The sequence below is a fragment of the Enterobacter sp. 241F3 genome, from assembly GCF_034106785.1.
Taxonomy (GTDB): Bacteria; Pseudomonadota; Gammaproteobacteria; order Enterobacterales; family Enterobacteriaceae; genus Enterobacter; species Enterobacter vonholyi.
Map to the genome: position 1 here is coordinate 90,282 of NZ_JAWNDD010000008.1, position 20,524 is coordinate 110,805.

Annotated in this window: 18 protein-coding genes; 9 read left to right on the forward strand and 9 right to left on the reverse strand. The window is 55.9% G+C overall.

Annotated elements, in window-relative coordinates; genetic code table 11:
• Positions 1 to 2,823, reverse strand: a complete 2,823-nt coding sequence (uvrA, locus tag UR504_RS18530; protein WP_045328845.1) for an excinuclease ABC subunit UvrA — start codon at positions 2,821 to 2,823, stop codon at positions 1 to 3.
• Positions 2,824 to 3,073: 250 nt separating this feature from the next.
• Here uvrA and ssb1 point away from each other — a divergent pair, with 250 nt between their 5' ends.
• Positions 3,074 to 3,604 (forward strand): single-stranded DNA-binding protein SSB1, encoded by a 531-nt coding sequence (gene ssb1, locus UR504_RS18535; protein ID WP_023310055.1) that lies wholly within the window; start codon positions 3,074 to 3,076, stop codon positions 3,602 to 3,604.
• Between the two features lie 60 nt (positions 3,605 to 3,664).
• Here ssb1 and UR504_RS18540 read toward each other — a convergent pair whose 3' ends face one another.
• Positions 3,665 to 3,946: a YjcB family protein gene (locus tag UR504_RS18540; RefSeq protein ID WP_008503385.1), complete on the reverse strand. Its 282-nt coding sequence runs from the start codon at positions 3,944 to 3,946 to the stop codon at positions 3,665 to 3,667.
• Between the two features lie 644 nt (positions 3,947 to 4,590).
• Between UR504_RS18540 and UR504_RS18545 the strand changes: the two genes are divergently transcribed.
• The gene (locus tag UR504_RS18545; RefSeq protein ID WP_111964200.1) at positions 4,591 to 6,156 is read left to right on the forward strand and encodes an EAL domain-containing protein; all 1,566 of its coding nucleotides are present in this window, start codon (positions 4,591 to 4,593) and stop codon (positions 6,154 to 6,156) included.
• 6 nt (positions 6,157 to 6,162) lie between these two features.
• Here the strand turns inward: UR504_RS18545 and soxS are convergent, their stop codons facing one another.
• Complete coding sequence (gene soxS / locus UR504_RS18550) at positions 6,163 to 6,489, reverse strand: superoxide response transcriptional regulator SoxS (RefSeq protein WP_008503387.1); 327 nt, start codon at positions 6,487 to 6,489, stop codon at positions 6,163 to 6,165.
• Positions 6,490 to 6,587: 98 nt separating this feature from the next.
• Here soxS and soxR point away from each other — a divergent pair, with 98 nt between their 5' ends.
• The 4 genes from soxR to UR504_RS18570 all read left to right on the forward strand — a co-directional run bounded on the left by soxR (position 6,588) and on the right by UR504_RS18570 (position 11,446).
• Positions 6,588 to 7,046, forward strand: coding sequence for a redox-sensitive transcriptional activator SoxR (gene soxR, locus UR504_RS18555; protein ID WP_008503388.1), 459 nt, complete (start codon positions 6,588 to 6,590; stop codon positions 7,044 to 7,046).
• Between the two features lie 288 nt (positions 7,047 to 7,334).
• A complete protein-coding gene (locus tag UR504_RS18560; RefSeq protein WP_111964199.1) occupies positions 7,335 to 8,006 on the forward strand; it encodes a glutathione S-transferase family protein in 672 nt (223 codons plus the stop codon).
• Positions 8,007 to 8,299: 293 nt separating this feature from the next.
• Positions 8,300 to 9,649, forward strand: a complete 1,350-nt coding sequence (gene ghxP / locus UR504_RS18565) for a guanine/hypoxanthine transporter GhxP (protein ID WP_115876909.1) — start codon at positions 8,300 to 8,302, stop codon at positions 9,647 to 9,649.
• Between the two features lie 150 nt (positions 9,650 to 9,799).
• A complete protein-coding gene (locus UR504_RS18570) occupies positions 9,800 to 11,446 on the forward strand; it encodes a Na+/H+ antiporter (RefSeq protein WP_111964197.1) in 1,647 nt (548 codons plus the stop codon).
• Positions 11,447 to 11,521: 75 nt separating this feature from the next.
• Here UR504_RS18570 and UR504_RS18575 read toward each other — a convergent pair whose 3' ends face one another.
• Positions 11,522 to 12,409 carry a LysR family transcriptional regulator gene (locus UR504_RS18575; protein ID WP_111964196.1) on the reverse strand — a complete coding sequence of 296 codons (888 nt, stop codon included), beginning with the start codon at positions 12,407 to 12,409 and terminating at the stop codon, positions 11,522 to 11,524.
• A 102-nt stretch (positions 12,410 to 12,511) separates the two neighbouring features.
• Between UR504_RS18575 and UR504_RS18580 the strand changes: the two genes are divergently transcribed.
• Together UR504_RS18580 and UR504_RS18585 are read left to right on the forward strand one after the other, a co-directional pair.
• Positions 12,512 to 12,922 (forward strand): CidA/LrgA family protein, encoded by a 411-nt coding sequence (locus UR504_RS18580; RefSeq protein WP_021242769.1) that lies wholly within the window; start codon positions 12,512 to 12,514, stop codon positions 12,920 to 12,922.
• A complete protein-coding gene (locus UR504_RS18585) occupies positions 12,915 to 13,604 on the forward strand; it encodes an LrgB family protein (RefSeq protein ID WP_320740008.1) in 690 nt (229 codons plus the stop codon). The genes UR504_RS18580 and UR504_RS18585 overlap by 8 nt, the downstream gene beginning before the upstream one ends.
• A 32-nt stretch (positions 13,605 to 13,636) precedes the next feature.
• Here UR504_RS18585 and actP read toward each other — a convergent pair whose 3' ends face one another.
• The 3 genes from actP to acs form a co-directional block, all read right to left on the reverse strand.
• A complete protein-coding gene (actP, locus tag UR504_RS18590; protein ID WP_274241769.1) occupies positions 13,637 to 15,286 on the reverse strand; it encodes a cation/acetate symporter ActP in 1,650 nt (549 codons plus the stop codon).
• Positions 15,283 to 15,597, reverse strand: coding sequence for a DUF485 domain-containing protein (locus UR504_RS18595; RefSeq protein ID WP_008503396.1), 315 nt, complete (start codon positions 15,595 to 15,597; stop codon positions 15,283 to 15,285). Before UR504_RS18595 ends, actP begins: the two co-directional genes overlap by 4 nt.
• An 82-nt stretch (positions 15,598 to 15,679) precedes the next feature.
• Positions 15,680 to 17,638 (reverse strand): acetate--CoA ligase, encoded by a 1,959-nt coding sequence (acs, locus tag UR504_RS18600; RefSeq protein WP_274241772.1) that lies wholly within the window; start codon positions 17,636 to 17,638, stop codon positions 15,680 to 15,682.
• Positions 17,639 to 18,061: 423 nt separating this feature from the next.
• Here acs and gltP point away from each other — a divergent pair, with 423 nt between their 5' ends.
• Positions 18,062 to 19,375 carry a glutamate/aspartate:proton symporter GltP gene (gltP, locus tag UR504_RS18605; protein WP_024906735.1) on the forward strand — a complete coding sequence of 438 codons (1,314 nt, stop codon included), beginning with the start codon at positions 18,062 to 18,064 and terminating at the stop codon, positions 19,373 to 19,375.
• 53 nt (positions 19,376 to 19,428) lie between these two features.
• On the opposite strand, the gene UR504_RS18610 is transcribed toward gltP, so the two are convergent.
• Together UR504_RS18610 and UR504_RS18615 are read right to left on the reverse strand one after the other, a co-directional pair.
• Entirely contained in the window at positions 19,429 to 20,103 is a 675-nt protein-coding gene (locus tag UR504_RS18610; RefSeq protein ID WP_271369635.1) for a tetratricopeptide repeat protein, read from the reverse strand.
• A gap of 121 nt (positions 20,104 to 20,224) precedes the next feature.
• Entirely contained in the window at positions 20,225 to 20,377 is a 153-nt protein-coding gene (locus UR504_RS18615) for a Hok/Gef family protein (protein WP_045909184.1), read from the reverse strand.
• Positions 20,378 to 20,524: the final 147 nt, after the last annotated feature.

The following is a 20,524-nucleotide window of genomic DNA, read 5'->3' on the forward strand; positions in this document are numbered from 1 at the left end:
TTACAGCAACGGTTTAAGGAAGCGCGCGGTGTGCGAGGCTTCGCACTCTGCAACCGTCTCTGGCGTACCTGAGACGAGGATTTCACCGCCGCCGCTGCCGCCTTCCGGGCCGAGATCGACAATCCAGTCCGCGGTTTTAATCACGTCCAGGTTATGTTCGATGACCACGATAGTGTTGCCCTGATCGCGCAGCTGATGCAGCACGTCGAGCAGCTGCTGGATATCGGCAAAGTGCAGGCCGGTGGTCGGCTCGTCCAGAATGTAGAGCGTCTGACCGGTGCCGCGTTTTGACAGCTCGCGCGCCAGCTTCACGCGCTGCGCTTCGCCGCCGGACAGCGTGGTTGCCGACTGCCCCAGACGAATGTAGGTCAGGCCCACGTCCATCAATGTCTGCAGCTTACGCGCCAGCGCAGGAACGGCATCAAAGAATTCGCGCGCCTCTTCGATGGTCATGTCCAGCACTTCGTGGATGGTCTTGCCTTTGTACTTAATCTCCAGCGTTTCTCGGTTATAGCGCTTGCCTTTGCACTGGTCGCACGGCACGTAGATATCCGGCAGGAAGTGCATCTCAACCTTGATCACACCGTCACCCTGGCACGCTTCGCAGCGGCCACCGCGTACGTTAAAGCTGAAACGTCCTGGCGTATAGCCGCGGGAGCGTGCTTCCGGCACACCGGCAAACAGTTCACGTACGGGCGTGAAGACGCCGGTATAGGTTGCCGGGTTAGAGCGCGGGGTACGGCCAATCGGGCTCTGGTCAATGTCGATAACTTTATCGAAATGCTCCAGCCCCTGGATGTCACGGTACGGCGCCGGCTCGGCCAGCGTCGCGCCGTTCAGCGCCGTCTGCGCAATCGGGAACAGCGTATCGTTGATTAGCGTCGATTTACCGGAACCGGATACGCCGGTGATACAGGTAAACAGGCCAACAGGCAGCGTCAGGGTGACGTCTTTCAGATTGTTGCCGCGCGCGCCGGTCAGCTTCAGCACTTTTTCAGGATCTGCCGCTACGCGCTGTTTTGGCACCTCAATCTTACGCTTGCCGCTCATGTACTGGCCGGTCAGCGATTCGGGCACCGCCATGATGTCCTTCAGCGTCCCTTCTGCAACCACCTGCCCGCCGTGTACGCCTGCGCCCGGACCAATATCGATCACGTGATCAGCCGCGCGGATCGCATCTTCATCGTGCTCGACCACGATTACCGTGTTGCCGAGGTTGCGCAGGTGGACCAACGTGCCGAGCAGACGCTCGTTGTCGCGCTGGTGCAAGCCGATGGACGGCTCATCCAGTACGTACATCACGCCTACCAGACCCGCGCCAATCTGGCTCGCCAGACGAATACGCTGGGCTTCACCGCCGGAGAGCGTTTCTGCCGAGCGGGATAACGTCAGGTAGTTCAGGCCGACGTTCACCAGGAACTTCAGGCGATCGCCAATCTCTTTCAGCACTTTTTCGGCAATTTTCGCGCGCTGGCCGGAGAGCTTCAGGTTATTGAAGAAGTCCATCGCGTGGCCGATGCTCATGTCTGAGATGGTCGGCAGCGCCGTGTTTTCCACAAATACGTGGCGCGCTTCGCGGCGCAGGCGCGTTCCTTCACAGGTGGCACAGGAGCGGTTGCTGATGAACTTCGCCAGCTCCTCGCGCACCGCGCTGGATTCGGTCTCTTTGTAGCGGCGCTCCATGTTGTGCAGCACCCCTTCGAACGGGTGGCGACGCACGGAGGTATCACCGCGATCGTTCATGTATTTGAACTCGATGTTCTCTTTGCCGGAACCGAACAGGATCACTTTGTGCACGTTCGGGCTCAGGCTGGCCCACGGCGCTTCAACGTCAAACTTGTAGTGTTCTGCCAGCGATTTCAGCATCTGGAAGTAGTAGAAGTTACGCTTGTCCCAGCCGCGAATGGCGCCACCCGCCAGCGACAGTTCCGGGTTCTGGATCACGCGATCCGGATCGAAATACTGCTGCACGCCCAGGCCGTCACACGTCGGGCACGCGCCCGCCGGGTTGTTGAACGAGAACAGGCGCGGTTCCAGCTCGCGCATGCTGTAGCCGCAAATCGGGCAGGCAAAGTTGGCGGAGAAGAGCAGCTCTTCCGCTTTTGGATCGTCCATGTCGGAGACCACGGCCGTGCCGCCAGAGAGTTCCAGCGCCGTTTCAAAGGATTCCGCCAGACGCGTGGCGAGATCGTCGCGCACCTTAAAGCGGTCAATCACCACTTCGATGGTGTGCTTCTTCTGCAGCTCCAGCTTGGGTGGATCGGACAGGTCACACACTTCGCCGTCGATACGGGCGCGGATATAGCCCTGGCTTGCCAGATTTTCCAGCGTTTTGGTGTGTTCGCCCTTACGCTCTTTGATGATTGGCGCAAGGAGCATCAGGCGTTTGCCTTCCGGCTGCGACAGCACGTTATCGACCATCTGGCTCACGGTTTGCGCCGCCAGCGGGACGTCGTGGTCCGGGCAGCGCGGCTCGCCCACGCGGGCATACAGCAGACGCAGGTAGTCATGAATTTCGGTAATGGTACCGACCGTTGAGCGCGGGTTATGCGACGTGGACTTCTGCTCAATAGAAATAGCAGGTGACAACCCTTCAATATGGTCGACATCCGGTTTTTCCATCAGCGACAGGAACTGACGCGCGTACGCCGAGAGCGATTCAACGTAACGACGCTGTCCTTCGGCATACAGAGTGTCGAAAGCCAGTGAGGATTTGCCAGACCCCGAAAGCCCGGTCACGACAATGAGTTTGTCGCGAGGGATTATGAGGTTGATATTCTTGAGATTGTGGGTGCGGGCGCCCCGAACTTCGATCTTATCCATTCACCTTTCCCGGTTGGAACACGGATTGCCTGGTTTGTTTGAAGGACAAACGGCTGTCAGAAACGGCTAATTATGACACAATTTGACCTGTTTGAATATACAGTATTGGAATGCATTTTCTGATTCGCTGTGTAACAATGTTGAGTTGCGGGAGAACTCTGGAACGTGCTACGCAACTATCAAAGTGCAGCATGGAAATGGTACACTCGCGCGTTTACACTATTAAGAAACGTATTCAGGAGACACGAACATGGCCAGCAGAGGCGTAAACAAGGTGATTCTCGTCGGTAATCTGGGCCAGGACCCGGAAGTACGCTACATGCCGAGTGGTGGCGCAGTTGCCAACATTACGCTGGCTACTTCCGAATCCTGGCGTGATAAAGCGACCGGTGAGATGAAAGAGCAGACCGAATGGCACCGTGTTGTGCTGTTTGGCAAACTGGCCGAAGTGGCCGGAGAATATCTGCGTAAAGGTTCTCAGGTCTATATCGAAGGCCAGCTGCGTACCCGCAAATGGACCGATCAGTCCGGTGCTGAGAAGTACACGACTGAAGTAGTGGTCAACGTGGGCGGCACCATGCAGATGCTGGGTGGCCGTCAGGGCGGTGGCGCACCTGCAGGTGGCGGTCAGAGCCAGCAGCAGGGCGGTTGGGGTCAGCCTCAGCAGCCGCAGGGTGGCAACCAGTTCAGCGGCGGAGCACAGTCTCGTCCGCAGCAGCAGTCTGCTCCGGCGCCGTCTAACGAACCGCCAATGGATTTCGACGACGACATTCCGTTCTGATTTCCGCGTGCTAAACAAAAAACCCAGACCATCGTCTGGGTTTTTTTATTCCGTAAGGGATCAGGTAATCACCATCGGCCAGTCTGGCGGCGTGTGGCTCATCGCCTCAACCATCACCACTTTAATGTTTTCCCAGACGGCAGCGATATCCAGCAGGGTGATACCAAGCAGACCCGTTGCAAACCAGCAGGCAGCGCCCAGCCCCAGCAGGGTGCTGATGACAGCAAGACCCGCATAGTCAGATTTACGAAACTGAATGTTCAGCGTGCTGGCTAAAAACATCAGTACCGCACTCAACAAAGGCCAGCGCAGGAGAACCATGCTGGTAGTAATGGTTGCCATAAAACCCATCCTCTACAAATCAGACGAACTGCATGAAACAGTGTTTCTCGTTACAAAATATGTGTGAACTATATCACAATTGATGATTTATTCGCCAGTGCCTGTGCGATCAAAAAAGAGGATTTTATTCCCCAGGAAAAGCGATTCTGTAGGCAGGACCAGCCTCGGCGCATGAGGAGATGAACCCACAACGTGCCGGAAACGCCCGTCGGGCAAGTGGGGATACCGCAAATTCGGTTTTTATAACAGGGGCGTTATTCTCCGCCATTACTGAAAATAGTGTGGTAAAGACCGATTATTTATAAATCAACAAACACAGTACCTGGAGCAAATAGCATAAAACGTCATGACGATGTTGTACTTTTTTCATGCTGTTAGACGTTTGGCTTAATCAACGATCGTCTGTTGTGTTATCTTTCCGTCGGCCCCGGCGGGCTGGATAATTATTTCCCTTAATTGAAACGGAACGAATACTTACAGTTTAACTTACGGGAAAATATTATCGTCATAACGAAATTTAAGATTTTTAATACTAAAAGTCAGTTGCTAACTTTGCATGATTCATGCAACGTAATCACCTGTTTAACAAAGCATCCGGCCTTCATTACTACAGGCGTACAACATGCAGGGATATAGGGCGGGAAATGAATCGTAGCGCGCGGCGCAAAATGCTCAGGGTGGTAGGGATCATCATGGTAGTTATGCTGCCGGTGATGCTTGCCCTATGGTTTGCCCAGCTACGCGCCGTGTCTGAAACAAGCGCACAGCTACGCACATTTGCTGAACTGGCTTTAGACAAAACAGAGCTGGTTATTCAACAGGTTGAGCTGGCCCGGGACGAGGCTGAAAAATATCAGGGTGAGCTTTGCACGCCGGGACACCGTCAATATATGCTGAACGTTGTTCGTGGCCGCCTGTTTGTCGCCGATTTAATTTACGCTGAAGGTCAGAATTTTCTTTGTTCGACCGTTTTTACACCGGATCATCCCTACGCCATTCCTGTCGCTAATTACACGCGTAAACCTGACGTCGCTATCTATTATTATCGCGATACCCCATTTTATACTGGCTATAAAATGACATATATGCAGCGCGGAAATTATGTGGTGGTCGTCAATCCGCTTTCATACAGCGAAGTCATGTCAGCGGATCATTCTCTCTCGTGGGGTGTGTACGACACGGTAACCAATGCTTTCTTTTCGGTTAGCCAGAAAGCCAATGTTTCTTTATTAAATTCGATGATTCGAGATAAGGAATCGGTATTTCAAAAAGATAACCGCTTTTATACGATCGTAACGTCCCCCAAAAGACCTATTGCGGCCATTGTGTCGACATCGAATAAACGCTTTTATGAAACGCTTTATCACCAGGCGACGTTGACGCTACCGCTGGGCATGATCTGCAGCATTATTATTTTGCTGGTATGGTCCCGTACCCATCGTGAGCTTAATTCGCCGGGGCGCTTACTGCACCGGGCGCTGAACAAGCGACAGCTTTGCGTCCACTATCAGCCGATTATTGATATCAAGAACAACCAGTGTGTGGGTGCGGAAGCGTTGTTACGCTGGCCGGGTTTTAACGGGCAGGTGATGAGCCCGGCTGAGTTTATTCCGCTGGCGGAAAATGAGGGAATGAGCGAGCGGATTACGGACTATGTCGTTGAGGAGGTGTTCAACGATCTGGGCCATTTCCTGGCGGAGCATCCGCATCTCTATATTTCGATTAACCTGTCGGCCACGGATTTCCACTCCTCGCGGCTGATCGCCATGATTTCCGACAAGGCTCGCCACTACGCCGTCCGCGCGCAGCAAATCAAAATTGAAGTGACGGAACGTGGTTTTATCGATGTGCCAAAAACCACGCCGGTGATTCAGGCTTTCCGTCAGGCGGGTTATGAAGTCGCGATCGATGACTTCGGTACCGGCTACTCGAACCTGCACAACCTCTACTCGCTGAACGTGGATATCCTGAAGATCGATAAATCGTTTATCGATACCTTAACGACCAACAGTACCAGCCACCTGATCGCCGAGCATATTATCGAGATGGCGCAGAGCCTGCGCCTGAAAACCATTGCGGAAGGGGTAGAGACGGCAGAGCAGGTGAGCTGGCTGTTGAAGCGCGGCGTCCAGTTTTGTCAGGGATGGCACTTCGCGAAAGCGATGCCGCCCCAGGAATTTATGACCTGGCAGCAGCAGCCTTTGCACTGAGAGTGATTAATTCAACTGGTGGCGATAGTCGCTCGGCGTACGGTCAAACTCGCGGCGAAACACGCGGGAAAAGGTTTGTTGCGACACATAGCCAAGGTCCATCGCGATATCAAAAATGGGCCGCTGCGTTGAGCGTAGCGCCTGCGCTGCCAGCAGAAGTCTGCGCTGGCGAATGTACTCACCCAGCGTCTGATGCATGACCGTGCGGAACATTCTCTGTAAATACCATTTCGAATAGCCCGACTTTTTCGCGACCACATCAATGTTCAACGGTTGGTCGATATGGTCATCAATCCATTCAATAAGCGTCTGAATAATCTGCTGATGCGACATAAGGTTGCCCCTCTGTAGATACAACTATCTCGGTTAATTCGTCGTTTTCTCTGCGGGGGAGTATAATTCCTCAAGTTAACTTGAGGTAAAGAGGTTTTATGGAAAAGAGATTGCCGCGAATTAAAGCGCTTTTAACTCCCGGTGAAGTGGCGAAGCGAAGCGGCGTTGCGGTATCGGCGCTCCACTTCTATGAAAGCAAAGGGTTAATCAAGAGCATCCGTAACGGGGGTAACCAGCGTCGCTATACTCGCGACGTGCTCCGCTACGTGGCGATAATCAAAATTGCGCAACGAATCGGAATTCCCCTGGCCACGATCGGTGAGGCCTTTGGGGTACTGCCGGAAGGGCACACGCTGAGTCCGAAAGAGTGGAAAGAGCTGTCGTCCCAGTGGCGTGAAGAGCTGGACAGGCGTATTCACACGCTGGTCGCTCTGCGTGACGAGCTGGATGGCTGCATCGGCTGCGGCTGCCTGTCGCGCAGCGACTGCCCGCTGCGTAACCCCGGCGACAAACTGGGCGAGCAGGGGACGGGGGCGCGGCTGCTGGAAGAGGATTGAGATTGCGCGGCAAAAAGCACATAAAGAACTAAAGCGCCACATAAGGGCGCTTTAGTTTTTCCCGGTCTTTGTCTTTCACTCTATCCCGCTGGTTCACGGGAGGGTTTCCCCCGACGTCAGCACCCCTCAGTGTCGAGCTGGTTGGGGAGGTTCCGGATTGTGCTGACACTTTAATTCTATGCAAGACCCGTTTTTTCGCCAGCGTCGCTGACCGGTTTTTAGCCGAATTTTTTTCGCGGTGTTGTTCAATTTTCTATAGTTAAAAAGTATGAATAACAGGAGAAAGCCATGCTCACGGTACACCACCTTAACCAGTCGCGCTCGCACCGCGCGATCTGGGCGCTGGAAGAACTCGGCCTGCCTTATGAGATCGTTCACTATCAGCGCCAAAAAAACATGCTGGCGCCGGAGGCTCTCAAAAAGGTACATCCGTTGGGTAAATCACCGGTTATCGAAGATAACGGGCTGATCCTTGCGGAGTCTGGCGCCATTCTGGAGTACCTGCAGGAAACTTACGATCCCGAGTCGCGGCTTAAGCCTTTAGATCCGGCGCATAAGGTGCAGTACCGCTTCTGGCTGCACTACGCGGAAGGATCGCTGATGCCGCTGTTGCTAATGAAGCTGGTCTTCAGCAGCCTCGGCAAACCGCCGGTGCCGTTTGGTATCAGAACCCTGGGGAAAGCGCTGGGGCAGGGGGTGCAGAAAGCGTACCTCAACCACCAGCTGGAAACCCATGCGCGCTTTATTGAATCACATCTGGCTAAAAACAGCTGGTTTGCCGGGGATACGCTCAGCATGGCCGACATCCAGATGAGCTTTCCGATTTTTGCCCTGCTGGCGCGCGGCGGTATTAACAACCTGCCGCATATTCAGGCGTGGAAAAGTAAGGTTGAGAACAGCCCTGGCTGGCAAAGAACCCTGGAACAAGGGGGGCCGTTATCCATCCCGGGTGAGGATTAAATGTAAACAAATTGCGCATTGACGATAACGTTTGCGCATCCTCTGTTTATTTCTTCAGCGTCATAAGTGAATTTTAGCGAAAAACGATAAAGTTCAGTTGAAAAGGGCGGGGATTAGGCTAGATAATCGTTTGCCTTAATTTGACCACCCGTTTGTAAGCGCGGAGCTAAACGTTTGCTTTTTCTGTGACGCCCTTTCGTCGCAAACGCAACACAAGGATTTGACGTTTAGCTGGCAGTGGCGTCTCCACCTCGCTTACGGACTTCCTAAAAAACTCTCAGGGGATGTTTTCTATGTCTACGCCATCTGCGCGTACTGGCGGTTCACTTGACGCCATGTTTAAAATTTCGGCCCGCGGCAGCACCGTGCGTCAGGAAATCGTTGCCGGTTTGACAACGTTTCTGGCGATGGTTTATTCCGTCATCGTTGTGCCGGGCATGCTGGGCAAAGCGGGCTTCCCGCCAGCGGCTGTCTTTGTAGCGACCTGCCTTGTGGCCGGCGTGGGCTCTATCGTGATGGGCCTGTGGGCGAACCTGCCGCTGGCGATTGGTTGCGCCATCTCCCTGACCGCGTTTACCGCGTTCAGCCTGGTGCTGGGTCAGCACATCAGCGTACCGGTTGCGCTGGGCGCCGTGTTCCTGATGGGTGTGCTGTTTACCATTATTTCAGCGACCGGCATCCGTAGCTGGATCTTGCGCAACCTGCCGCAGGGCGTAGCGCACGGTACCGGCATCGGCATCGGCCTGTTCCTGCTGCTGATCGCCGCCAACGGCGTCGGTCTGGTCATCAAGAACCCGCTGGACGGCCTGCCGGTGGCGCTGGGCCATTTCGCCAGCTTCCCGGTGATCATGTCGCTGATCGGCCTGGCGGTGATTATCGGTCTGGAAAAACTGAAAGTCCCGGGCGGCATTCTGCTGACCATTATCGGCGTGTCGATTGTGGGCCTGATTTTCGATCCGAACGTCCACTTCTCCGGCATTTTCGCCATGCCGTCGCTGAGCGATGACAAAGGCAACTCCCTAATTGGCAGCCTGGATATCGTTGGCGCGCTGAACCCGGTGATCCTCCCAAGCGTGCTGGCGCTGGTGATGACCGCCGTGTTTGACGCGACCGGTACTATTCGTGCGGTGGCCGGTCAGGCGAACCTGCTGGATAAAGACGGTCAGATTATTGACGGCGGCAAAGCGCTGACCACTGACTCCCTGAGCAGCGTCTTCTCTGGTCTGGTGGGTGCGGCGCCTGCGGCGGTGTACATCGAGTCCGCGGCGGGTACGGCGGCAGGCGGTAAAACCGGCCTTACGGCGATCACCGTCGGCGTGCTGTTCATGCTGATCCTGTTCCTCTCTCCGCTCTCGTACCTGGTTCCGGCGTACGCGACCGCGCCAGCGCTGATGTACGTTGGCCTGCTGATGCTGAGCAACGTGGCGAAAATCGACTTTGCGGATTTTGTGGACGCGATGTCTGGCCTGATTACTGCGGTCTTCATCGTACTGACCTGTAACATCGTGACCGGCATTATGATCGGCTTCGCGTCGCTGGTGATCGGTCGTCTGGTCTCCGGTGAATGGCGCAAGCTGAACGTTGGCACCGTTGTTATCGCCGTTGCGCTGGTGGCGTTCTACGCGGGCGGCTGGGCAATCTAAGTTGTCCTTTGATGCGAAAACGGGTGGCTCAGGCCGCCCGTTTTTATTTTCAGGACTCATCCTGTTGCCTTTTGCGTTACTCTGGGGAAGATAGAATAAAAGGCACGACGCCTTCCGGAGTACATAAGCAACACAGCAAACAGGGAACGCATGGAAATCTTCTTCACAATACTCATCATGACCCTTGTGGTCTCGCTATCCGGGGTGGTTACACGCGTACTGCCCTTTCAGGTCCCCCTGCCATTAATGCAAATTGCCATCGGCGCGCTGCTGGCGTGGCCGACGTTTGGCCTGCACGTGGAATTTGACCCCGAACTGTTCCTCGTGCTGTTTATTCCGCCACTGCTGTTTGCCGATGGCTGGAAAACGCCCACGCGCGAATTCCTTGAGCACGGGCGAGAGATCTTCGGCCTGGCGCTTGCGCTGGTGGTGGTCACCGTCGTCGGGATTGGTTTCCTGATCTACTGGACGGTGCCGGGCATTCCGTTAATACCGGCTTTTGCGCTGGCCGCCGTGCTGTCGCCAACCGATGCCGTGGCGCTGTCCGGCATTGTGGGTGAAGGCCGTATTCCGAAGAAAATCATGGGGATTTTACAGGGGGAGGCGCTGATGAACGACGCCTCCGGCCTGGTCGCCCTGAAGTTTGCCGTGGCCGTAGCGATGGGTACGATGGTCTTTACCGTCGGCGGCGCAACGCTGGAATTCTTCAAGGTGGCGATTGGCGGTATTCTCGCAGGCTTCGTGGTGAGCTGGCTGTACGGCCGCTCGCTGCGCTTCCTCAGCCGCTGGGGCGGCGATGAACCCGCTACGCAGATCGTACTGCTGTTCCTGCTGCCGTTTGCCTCTTATCTGATTGCCGAACATATCGGCGTGTCGGGCATTCTGGCAGCGGTTGCGGCAGGGATGACCATTACCCGTTCCGGCGTAATGCGCCGCGCGCCGCTGGCCATGCGCCTGCGTGCAAACAGCACCTGGGCCATGCTGGAGTTTGTCTTTAACGGCATGGTGTTCCTGCTCCTGGGTCTGCAGCTGCCTGGCATTATGGAGTCCTCGCTGGTGGCGGCGGAGGCCGACCCGAACGTTGAGGTCTGGATGCTGTTTACCGACATCGTGCTGATCTACATGGCGCTGATGCTGGTGCGCTTCGGCTGGCTGTGGACGATGAAAAACTTCAGCGTCCGCTTCCTGAAGAAAAAACCGATGGAGTTCGGCTCGTGGACAACGCGTGAACTGCTGATTGCCTCTTTTGCGGGCGTACGCGGGGCGATCACCCTTGCCGGTGTGCTCTCCATTCCGCTGCTGCTGCCGACAGGCGATGTCTTCCCGGCGCGCTACGAGCTGGTCTTCCTGGCGGCGGGCGTGATTCTCTTCTCACTGTTTGTCGGCGTGATTATGCTGCCGATCCTGCTGCAGCATATTGATGTCGGCGATTCGACCCAGCAGCACAAGGAAGAGCGCATTGCGCGTGCCGCCACCGCCGAAGTGGCCATTGTCGCCATCCAGAAAATGGAAGAGCGTCTGGCCGCAGATGCGGAGGAGAACATCGACAATCAGCTGCTGACGGAAGTGAGTTCCCGCGTGATTGGTAACCTTCGTCGCCGCGCGGACGGGCGTAACGATGTGGAAAGCTCGCTGCAGGAGGAGAACCTGGAACGCCGGTTCCGCCTGGCGGCGCTGCGCTCAGAGCGCGCCGAACTGTATCACCTGCGCGCCACGCGCCAGATCAGCAACGAGACGCTGCAAAAGCTGCTGCACGATCTGGACCTGCTGGAAGCGCTGTTGATAGAGAATCAGTAGCGCTGTTTTGCCGGGTGGCGGCTTCGCCTTACCCGGCCTACGGTTCGAACGTAGGCCGGTAAGTGCCACCGGGCACTATTCAGACCGCACCCAAAACCCCTCACAACACTGCAGCCACGCCTGCGCGCTCTGCGACAAATAGACCCCTTCACGCCAGATCATCCCTAACTGCCAGTGCAGATCGCTCTCCAGTGGGATCCAGCGCAGTGTGTTTTTATCCAGACGCTCGCAAATCGGCTGCGGCAGAATGGCAATCCCCACGCCGGCCTGCACCATCGCCGCCAGGAAATCCCACTGTCCGCTGCGTACCGCAATGCGTGGCTTGACGTTATGCTGGTTAAACAGCGTCATCAGCTGGCGGCTGAGAGCGAAGTCTTCGTTGTAGATCAGCAGAGGATGCTCGCCGAGCAGTTCAGGCTTCACCGAGTCTAACTTCAGCCAGTCGCCGGAGCGGGGAACCAGCACGCACAGCGGGTGGCTAAAGAGCGGAAGCGTCGCCAGGCCGCTCTCTTCCTCAACGGGGAGGGCAGTCATGGCCACGTCGAGCTCGCCGTTAGTGACGGCCTGCTGGACGGTTAACCCACCAAACTCCGAGATTTTCAGCTCTACGCCGGGATAGCGCTGGCGAAACAGGCTAATCGGCCCGGCCATCATCATCCCCACCATCGGTGGAATGCCGAGGCGAAGCACTCCTTTGGTCAGATGATTAATATCGTCCAGCTCTGCTTTCAGCTGGCGGAACTCCGCCAGAATCGCCAGCCCACGCTCGAACACCACGCGTCCGGTGTCGGTCAGCAGCAGCTTGCGCCCGTCGCGGATCAATAGGGTACAGTTCAGTTCATCTTCGAGGTTTTTCAGCATCTTGCTGATGGTGGGCTGGGTAACAAACAACTTCTCCGCTGCGCGGGTAAAACTTTGCTGACGAACCACTTCGACAAAATAGCGCAGCGTTCTTATGTCCATGATTATTCCTCGAAACTATACCTTTGATGATTTTAATTCATTTCAGTCCACACCGTGCGCTCACTATACTGGCGCCTCGTCTCATTTTTGAGGAAAACCCCCATGGCCGTGGCGTTAAGCCGTGTTACGCCTGCCGTTGTACAACGACTCCAGGTCCCGGTTCAGGTACTGCTCTACGCGGGACTGTTTGTTTTCGCCGAATATCTTGTCGGCTGGCTCCATCTGCCGCTGCCTGCCAACCTGGTGGGGATGCTGCTGATGCTGACGCTCATTCTCTGTCGCGTGATCCCCCTTAACTGGGTGCGCGCCGGGGCGCGCTGGCTGCTGGCGGAGATGCTGCTGTTCTTTGTCCCTGCCGTGGTGGCGGTGGTGAACTATGCGCAGCTGCTGATGGTGGACGGCTGGCGAATCTTTGCGGTCATCGCGCTGAGTACGTTGATGGTGCTGGGGGCGACCGCCTGGGTTGTGGATAAAGTCTACCGGTTTGAAATCAGCAGGCACAAACATGACTAACTTTCAGATCAGCGTCCTGTGCCTGATCGCGACGCTTGGGATCTACTTTGCCAACAAGCGGCTGTATCGCCGTTTTCATGCCCTGCCGCTGATGCCGCTGGTCTTTACGCCGCTCCTGCTGGTGCTGATGCTGGTCTTCGGCCATATCTCCTGGCAAAACTATATTGGTGAAGCCCACTGGCTGCTGTGGCTGCTCGGCCCGGCGACCATCGCCTTTGCCGTGCCCGTTTACGACAACCTGGCGATTATCAAACGCCACTGGATGTCGCTCAGCGCCGGCGTGATTACCGCCACGGTGGTCGCGGTCTGTAGCTCCGTCTGGCTGGCGCGGCTGTTTACGCTGCCCGACGAAATTCAGCGCAGCCTGGCCGTACGCTCGGTGACCACGCCGTTCGCGCTGGCGGCGGCTAAACCCCTCGGCGGACAGCCGGACCTGGTGGCGCTGTTTGTGGTGGTGACGGGCGTCTTTGGGATGGCGGTGGGCGATATGCTGTTTCTGCGGCTTTCTATTCGGGAAGGGATGGCCAAAGGCGCGGGGTTTGGCGCGGCGTCGCACGGCGCGGGCACGGCACGTTCCTATGAGCTGGGCCAGCAGGAGGGCGTTGTCGCGAGCCTGGTCATGATGCTGTCGGGCGTGGTAATGGTGCTGGTTGCGCCGCTGGTGGCGTGGGTGATGTTTTAAGCTCCCCGGCCAGAATGACCGGGGAGAAAGGCTTAGTGCGCGCGGCCCTGCTCAACGCCGAGACCGGTTTGTGAACGGATAAACTGGGCGCGGAATTTCTCACGCTCCAGGTTACCCTCCGGCGAATTGTCGGTGGCCGAGAAGACCCAGATACCGATAAACGCCACGGCAATAGAGAACAGCGCCGGGTATTCATACGGGAAGATGGCGCTTGCGTGACCGAGGATCTGCACCCAAATGGTTGGGCCCAGAATCATCAGGATCACCGCCGTCAGCAGCCCCAGCCAGCCGCCAATCATCGCCCCACGGGTGGTCAGTTTCGACCAGTACATGGAGAGCAGGATGATCGGGAAGTTACAGCTGGCCGCAATCGAGAAGGCCAGCCCCACCATAAAGGCGATGTTTTGCTTCTCGAACAGAATGCCCAACAGAATCGCCACGACGCCCAGCACCAGCACGGTGATTTTCGAGACCTTCAGTTCATCGCGCTCGCTCGCGCCTTTGCGGAAGACGTTGGCGTAGAGGTCGTGCGACACCGCCGACGCGCCGGCCAGCGTTAAACCCGCAACCACCGCAAGAATGGTGGCGAAGGCCACGGCGGAGATAAAGCCGAGGAACAGGTTGCCGCCCACCGCATCCGCCAGATGCACCGCCGCCATGTTGTTACCGCCAATCAGCGCGCCCGCCGCGTCTTTAAACGCCGGGTTCGCCCCCACCAGCATGATCGCGCCAAAGCCGATGATGAAGGTCAGAATATAGAAGTAGCCCATGAAGCCGGTAGCGTAGAAGACGCTCTTGCGCGCTTCACGCGCATCGCTCACGGTGAAGAAGCGCATCAGTATATGCGGCAGACCCGCGGTACCGAACATCAGGCCGAGACCAAGCGAGAGTGCGGATATCGGGTCTTTCACAAGCCCGCCCGGGCTCATAATGGCTTCCCCTTTCGGGTGGACCGCCATCGCTTCGGTGAACAGGTTATTGAAGCTGAACCCGACGTGCTTCATCACCATAAAGGCCATAAAGCTGGCGCCGAACAGCAGCAGAACGGCTTTGATGATCTGCACCCAGGTGGTCGCCAGCATGCCGCCGAACAGCACGTACATCACCATCAGCACGCCCACCAGCACTACCGCGATGTGGTAGTTCAGGCCGAACAGCAGTTCGATCAATTTACCCGCGCCGACCATCTGCGCAATCAGGTACAGCGCCACTACCACCAGCGAGCCGCAGGCGGAGAGGGTACGAATCGGCCCCTGCTTCAGGCGATACGAGGCCACGTCGGCGAAGGTATAGCGGCCCAGGTTTCGCAGGCGCTCGGCAATCAGGAACAGAATGATCGGCCAGCCGACGAGGAAGCCGAGGGAGTAGATCAGGCCATCATAGCCGGAGGTGTACACCAGCGCGGAGATCCCGAGGAACGAGGCGGCGGACATAAAGTCACCCGCAATCGCCAGCCCGTTCTGGAAGCCGGTAATATTGCCGCCTGCGGTGTAGTAATCGTTACGGGAGCGCACGCGTTTCGACGCCCAGTAGGTGATGTACAGCGTCAGCACCACGAAAATCAGGAACATCACAATCGCCTGCCAGTTGGTTGGCTGGCGCTGTACCTCGCCGGTAATGGCATCCGCCGCGTGGGCGGCAAAGGGAAGTGTGGCGGCTAGCGCCGTCAGGACTCGCTTCATGATGCTTTTACCTCTTGCAGTACCGCTTTATTAAGGCGATCGAATTCACCGTTCGCGCGCCAGACGTAAACGCCGGTCAGCACAAATGAAATCACGATGACGCCAATGCCAATCGGAATACCGCGCGTCACGCTGGTGCCCTCGTGTAACGGGGTGCCCAGCCAGTGCGGCGCAAAGGCAATCAGCAGAATAAAGCCGACATAGATAATCAGCATGATGATGGAAAGGGTGAAGGCAAACCGTTGCCGCTTATCGACGAGCTCCCTGTAGTGCGCACTATTCTCTATCTGCTGACAAATATGGTCATTCATCACAGAGTCTCCAAAGGTAAGGTTGGTTTGTTTTTATCCCCTCTCCCCTATGGGGAGAGGGTGAGGGGAGAGGGAGAAATCACTAGGAAGGCATTGCGATGGTCTGCTTCTCTTCGAGCAGTTTTTCCACCACGCCAGGATCCGCGAGCGTTGAGGTATCACCGAGGTTGCTGGTGTCCCCTGCCGCGATTTTGCGCAAGATACGACGCATAATTTTGCCGGAGCGGGTTTTCGGCAGAGAGTCGGTCCAGTGCAACACGTCCGGCGTGGCCAGCGGGCCAATCTCTTTACGCACCCAGTTGCGCACTTCGGTATACAGCTCTGGCGACGGCTCTTCCCCGTGGTTCAGGGTGACGTACGCGTAAATCGCCTGGCCTTTAATGTTGTGCGGAATGCCCACAACAGCCGCTTCGGCAATCTTCGGATGCGACACCAGCGCCGATTCAATCTCAGCTGTGCCCAGACGGTGGCCGGAGACGTTCAGCACGTCGTCCACGCGTCCGGTAATCCAGTAATATCCATCTTCATCACGGCGCGCGCCGTCGCCGCTGAAGTACATGTTTTTAAAGGTCGAGAAGTAGGTCTGCTCGAAGCGATCGTGATCGCCAAACAGGGTACGCGCCTGACCCGGCCACGAGTCCGTGATCACCAGATTGCCTTCGGTGGCGCCTTCCTGCGGGTTACCTTCGTTATCCACCAGCGCAGGCTGCACGCCGAAGAACGGACGGGTTGCCGAGCCTGCTTTCAGCTGCGTGGCGCCCGGCATTGGGGTGATCATAAAGCCGCCGGTTTCGGTCTGCCACCAGGTGTCCATGACCGGGCATTTCTCGTTGCCGATTTTCTTCCAGTACCACTCCCAGGCTTCCGGGTTGATGGGCTCACCCACGGAACCGAGGATGCGCAATGAAGAGCGGTCAGTGCCTTCGATGGCTTTATCGCCTTCCGCCATTAATGCGCGGATCGCCGTTGGCGCGGTGTAGAGAATATTGACCTGATGCTTGTCGACCACCTGACACATCCGCGCCGGAGTCGGCCAGTTCGGTACGCCCTCAAACATCAGCGTCGTTGCGCCACAGGCCAGCGGGCCGTACAGCAGGTAGCTGTGTCCGGTAACCCAGCCCACGTCGGCTGTACACCAGTAGATGTCGCCCGGATGGTAATCAAAGACGTATTTGAAGGTGGTGGCCGCGTAGACCAGATAGCCGCCGGTGGTGTGCAGCACGCCTTTCGGCTTACCGGTCGAGCCGGAGGTGTAAAGAATGAAGAGCGGATCTTCTGCGTTCATCTCTTCCGGCTGATGCTGGTCGCTCGCCTTTTCAATCAGGTCGCTCCACCACAGGTCACGCCCCTCGTTCCAGTCGATTTTGCCGCCGGTACGCTTAAGGACGATAACGTTGCTGACCGTTTTAACGTTCGGGTTTTTCAGCGCTTCGTCGACGTTTTTCTTCAGGGGGATTCCGCGTCCGGCGCGCACGCCTTCATCGGCGGTGATCACCAGTTTTGAACTGGAATCGACAATACGGCCCGCAACCGCTTCTGGTGAGAAACCGCCAAAAATAACGGAGTGGATCGCACCAATACGCGCGCAGGCCAGCATGGCTACCGCCGCTTCCGGCACCATCGGCATATAGATAGCGACCACATCGCCTTTTTTAATGCCTTTTTCCAGCAGGACGTTGGCGAAGCGGCACACGTCGCGGTGCAGTTCTTTATAGGTAATGTGTTTGCTCTGGGAGGCATCATCGCCTTCCCAGATAATCGCCGTCTCGTTTCCGTGCTCGGCAAGGTGACGATCAAGGCAGTTCGCCGCCAGGTTCAGGGTGCCATCTTCAAACCATTTAATGGAGACATTGCCGGGCGCAAAGGAGGTGTTCTTCACCTTCTGATAAGGTTTGATCCAGTCAAGGATATGACCCTGCTCACCCCAGAAGGTGTCCGGGGCGGTGATAGATTGCTGATATTTCTCGTGGTACTGCTCCGGGGTGATCAGGCAACGGTCCGCAATATTTGCGGGAATGTCATGTTTGTGTATTTGGCTCATGGCTTTTTTTCTCCTTGTAAGATGTTAATAATATGTCGCAAAAACGTTAATTGTAGGGGCTTTACAAGCTTTGTTTATTATTTGGGCTGCAGATCACGCATTGTTTGAAGAGTATGAAAATTGAGCGAATGAATCTTTGAAGGAAAATAATTTATGCTGACGATTATTCACATTTATGTTTAAAAAAGCGTTTTTATAACAAAAGGTTATTTATCAGAATTAGAACAAACTGCCGTCATCGTCGCTTTTGTGAGTGAAACGCGTCGTTCTTTAAGGCTTGCGCAACAGGTCGCGCAAATGATACTCATACGCCGCGTTAAAAAATCCCATAAACCAACGCAACACAATTCATACCCTTTCAGTATGTCTCCATATTCATGCAGTTTGAGTGAATAAGGCGCTTCATTGAGGAAGTCAGTTTATATGAAAAACGTTAAAGTCAGCCTGGCCTGGCAGATCTTAATCGCCCTTGTGCTGGGCATCTTGCTGGGCAGTTACCTTCACTATCACAGCGACAGCCGCGAATGGCTGATTGCGAACCTGCTCTCACCGGCAGGGGATATCTTCATTCATCTGATCAAGATGATTGTGGTTCCGATTGTGATCTCGACGCTGGTGGTCGGTATTGCGGGCGTCGGCGATGCGAAGCAGTTAGGTCGTATTGGTGCAAAAACCATTATCTATTTCGAAGTGATCACTACGGTTGCGATCATTCTTGGTATCACTTTGGCGAACGTGTTCCAGCCGGGTTCCGGGATCGATATGTCGCAGCTGGCAACGGTGGATATTTCGAAATACCAAAGTACGACCGCTGACGTGCAGAGCCATGCGCATGGCCTGATGGGCACAATCCTGTCGCTGGTGCCGACCAACATCGTGGCGTCGATGGCGAAGGGCGAAATGCTGCCGATCATCTTCTTCTCGGTACTGTTTGGTCTGGGGCTCTCTTCTCTGCCCGCGACGCACCGTGAACCGCTGGTGACCGTGTTCCGCTCTATTTCCGAGACCATGTTTAAAGTGACCCACATGGTGATGCGTTACGCGCCGGTAGGGGTGTTTGCGCTTATCGCCGTCACCGTGGCGAACTTCGGTTTTGCCTCCCTGTGGCCGCTGGCGAAGCTGGTGATCCTGGTGCACTTCGCCATCCTGTTCTTCGCACTGGTGGTGCTGGGCATCGTGGCGCGTCTGTGCGGGCTGAGCATCTGGATCCTGATCCGTATCCTGAAAGATGAGCTGATTCTGGCCTACTCCACGGCAAGCTCTGAGAGCGTGCTGCCGCGTATTATTGAGAAGATGGAAGCCTACGGCGCGCCTGCCTCTATTACCAGCTTCGTGGTGCCGACCGGTTACTCCTTTAACCTGGATGGTTCGACGCTATACCAGAGTATCGCCGCTATCTTTATTGCCCAGCTGTACGGCATTGACCTGTCGCTGTGGCAGGAGATCGTCCTGGTACTGACGCTGATGGTGACGTCTAAAGGTATCGCAGGCGTACCGGGCGTTTCGTTCGTGGTGCTGCTGGCGACGCTGGGCAGCGTCGGCATTCCGCTGGAAGGTCTGGCCTTTATCGCCGGTGTGGACCGTATCCTCGACATGGCGCGTACGGCGCTGAACGTGGTGGGTAATGCGCTGGCGGTGCTGGTTATCGCCAAGTGGGAACACAAATTCGATCGTAAAAAGGCGCTGGCGTATGAACGCGAGGTGCTGGGTCGTTTTGATAAGACTGCTGACCAGTAATGTAACGTTGTCTTCCCTCTCCCCTTTGGGGAGAGGGTTAGGGTGAGGGGATTTTATTCCCCGCTCAACGCATCAAACTCTTCGCACCCCGTATCAAACCCTTCCGTACAGCTCAGGTTCAACCAGTACAGTGCTTTCTGTTTATTGGGCGTGATAAAGCCTTTCTCACCCTGCCTGAACAGCATCCCAGCCCAATACTCGGCATAGCCGGTACGCGAAAGGGCTGAACTCCGCTTGAACCAGGAGGCAGCCTGCACGTCATCCTGCGCTACCTCGCCGCCGTTGGCATAAATCAGCCCCAGGAGCAGTTGGGCATCGACCGCAGAGTCGCTGTCGATATCTTCGGTCGCCGTTTGCAGCAGTCTGATGGCCTGGGAATAGTCAGTTTTCCCCGCCTGAGTATTCACCAGAATGCGCGCCAGCATGATCGCACCGCGTTTGCTGCCAGCAATGTTTGCCTGTTGGGCCAGGGCTTTGGCCTGTGCGTAATCACCTTGCGTAAAGAGGATTTGCGAGAGCAACCCCATGGCGTCGACATCGCCGCCTTTCGCGGCTTTCTCGGCCCACAGCGCGGCCTGCTTGCTGTCGCCGGAGCTGAAGTACGTATCGGCAAGATAATACTGGGCGCGGGCATCGCCGGCTTCCGCCTGTTTCCGATACTGGCTGCCTATCTCATCCGCGCGGGCAAAGGACGTTAAAAACAATAACAACAGAAAAATGGCTTTCATGGATTCTTATCATCTGGGTACACGCCGCGCAGTATAATCGCGGGCGCAAAAGAAAAAAACGGGTGCATTAAGACCTCAGCATCCTACAAGCCGGGCGGAACCGTTGTTCCGCCCGTAGAGATTAGCCTGGGTTGCAGGCTAATTTAGCCGCCACCTCCTGATGCTCACTCTTTATTGAAAACTCGCAGAGCTTACCGCGAGTAATAAAGGTAAAGATCACTATCGTCAGGCAAACAATAAAGACGATGCCTAACGCAGTTTTTAATGGCGTCATGCCTTTTACTCCTTGTCAAAAAAAGAATAAGAGGCTACTCTCAACCTGTTGGTAGTTGAGGGAGTAGCCTCGGGTAAATGAAAATTTCCCGGGGCTTTCCACTTTCTGTCCCTCAACAATGCTCAAGACAGAAAGTCTTAAGCACCC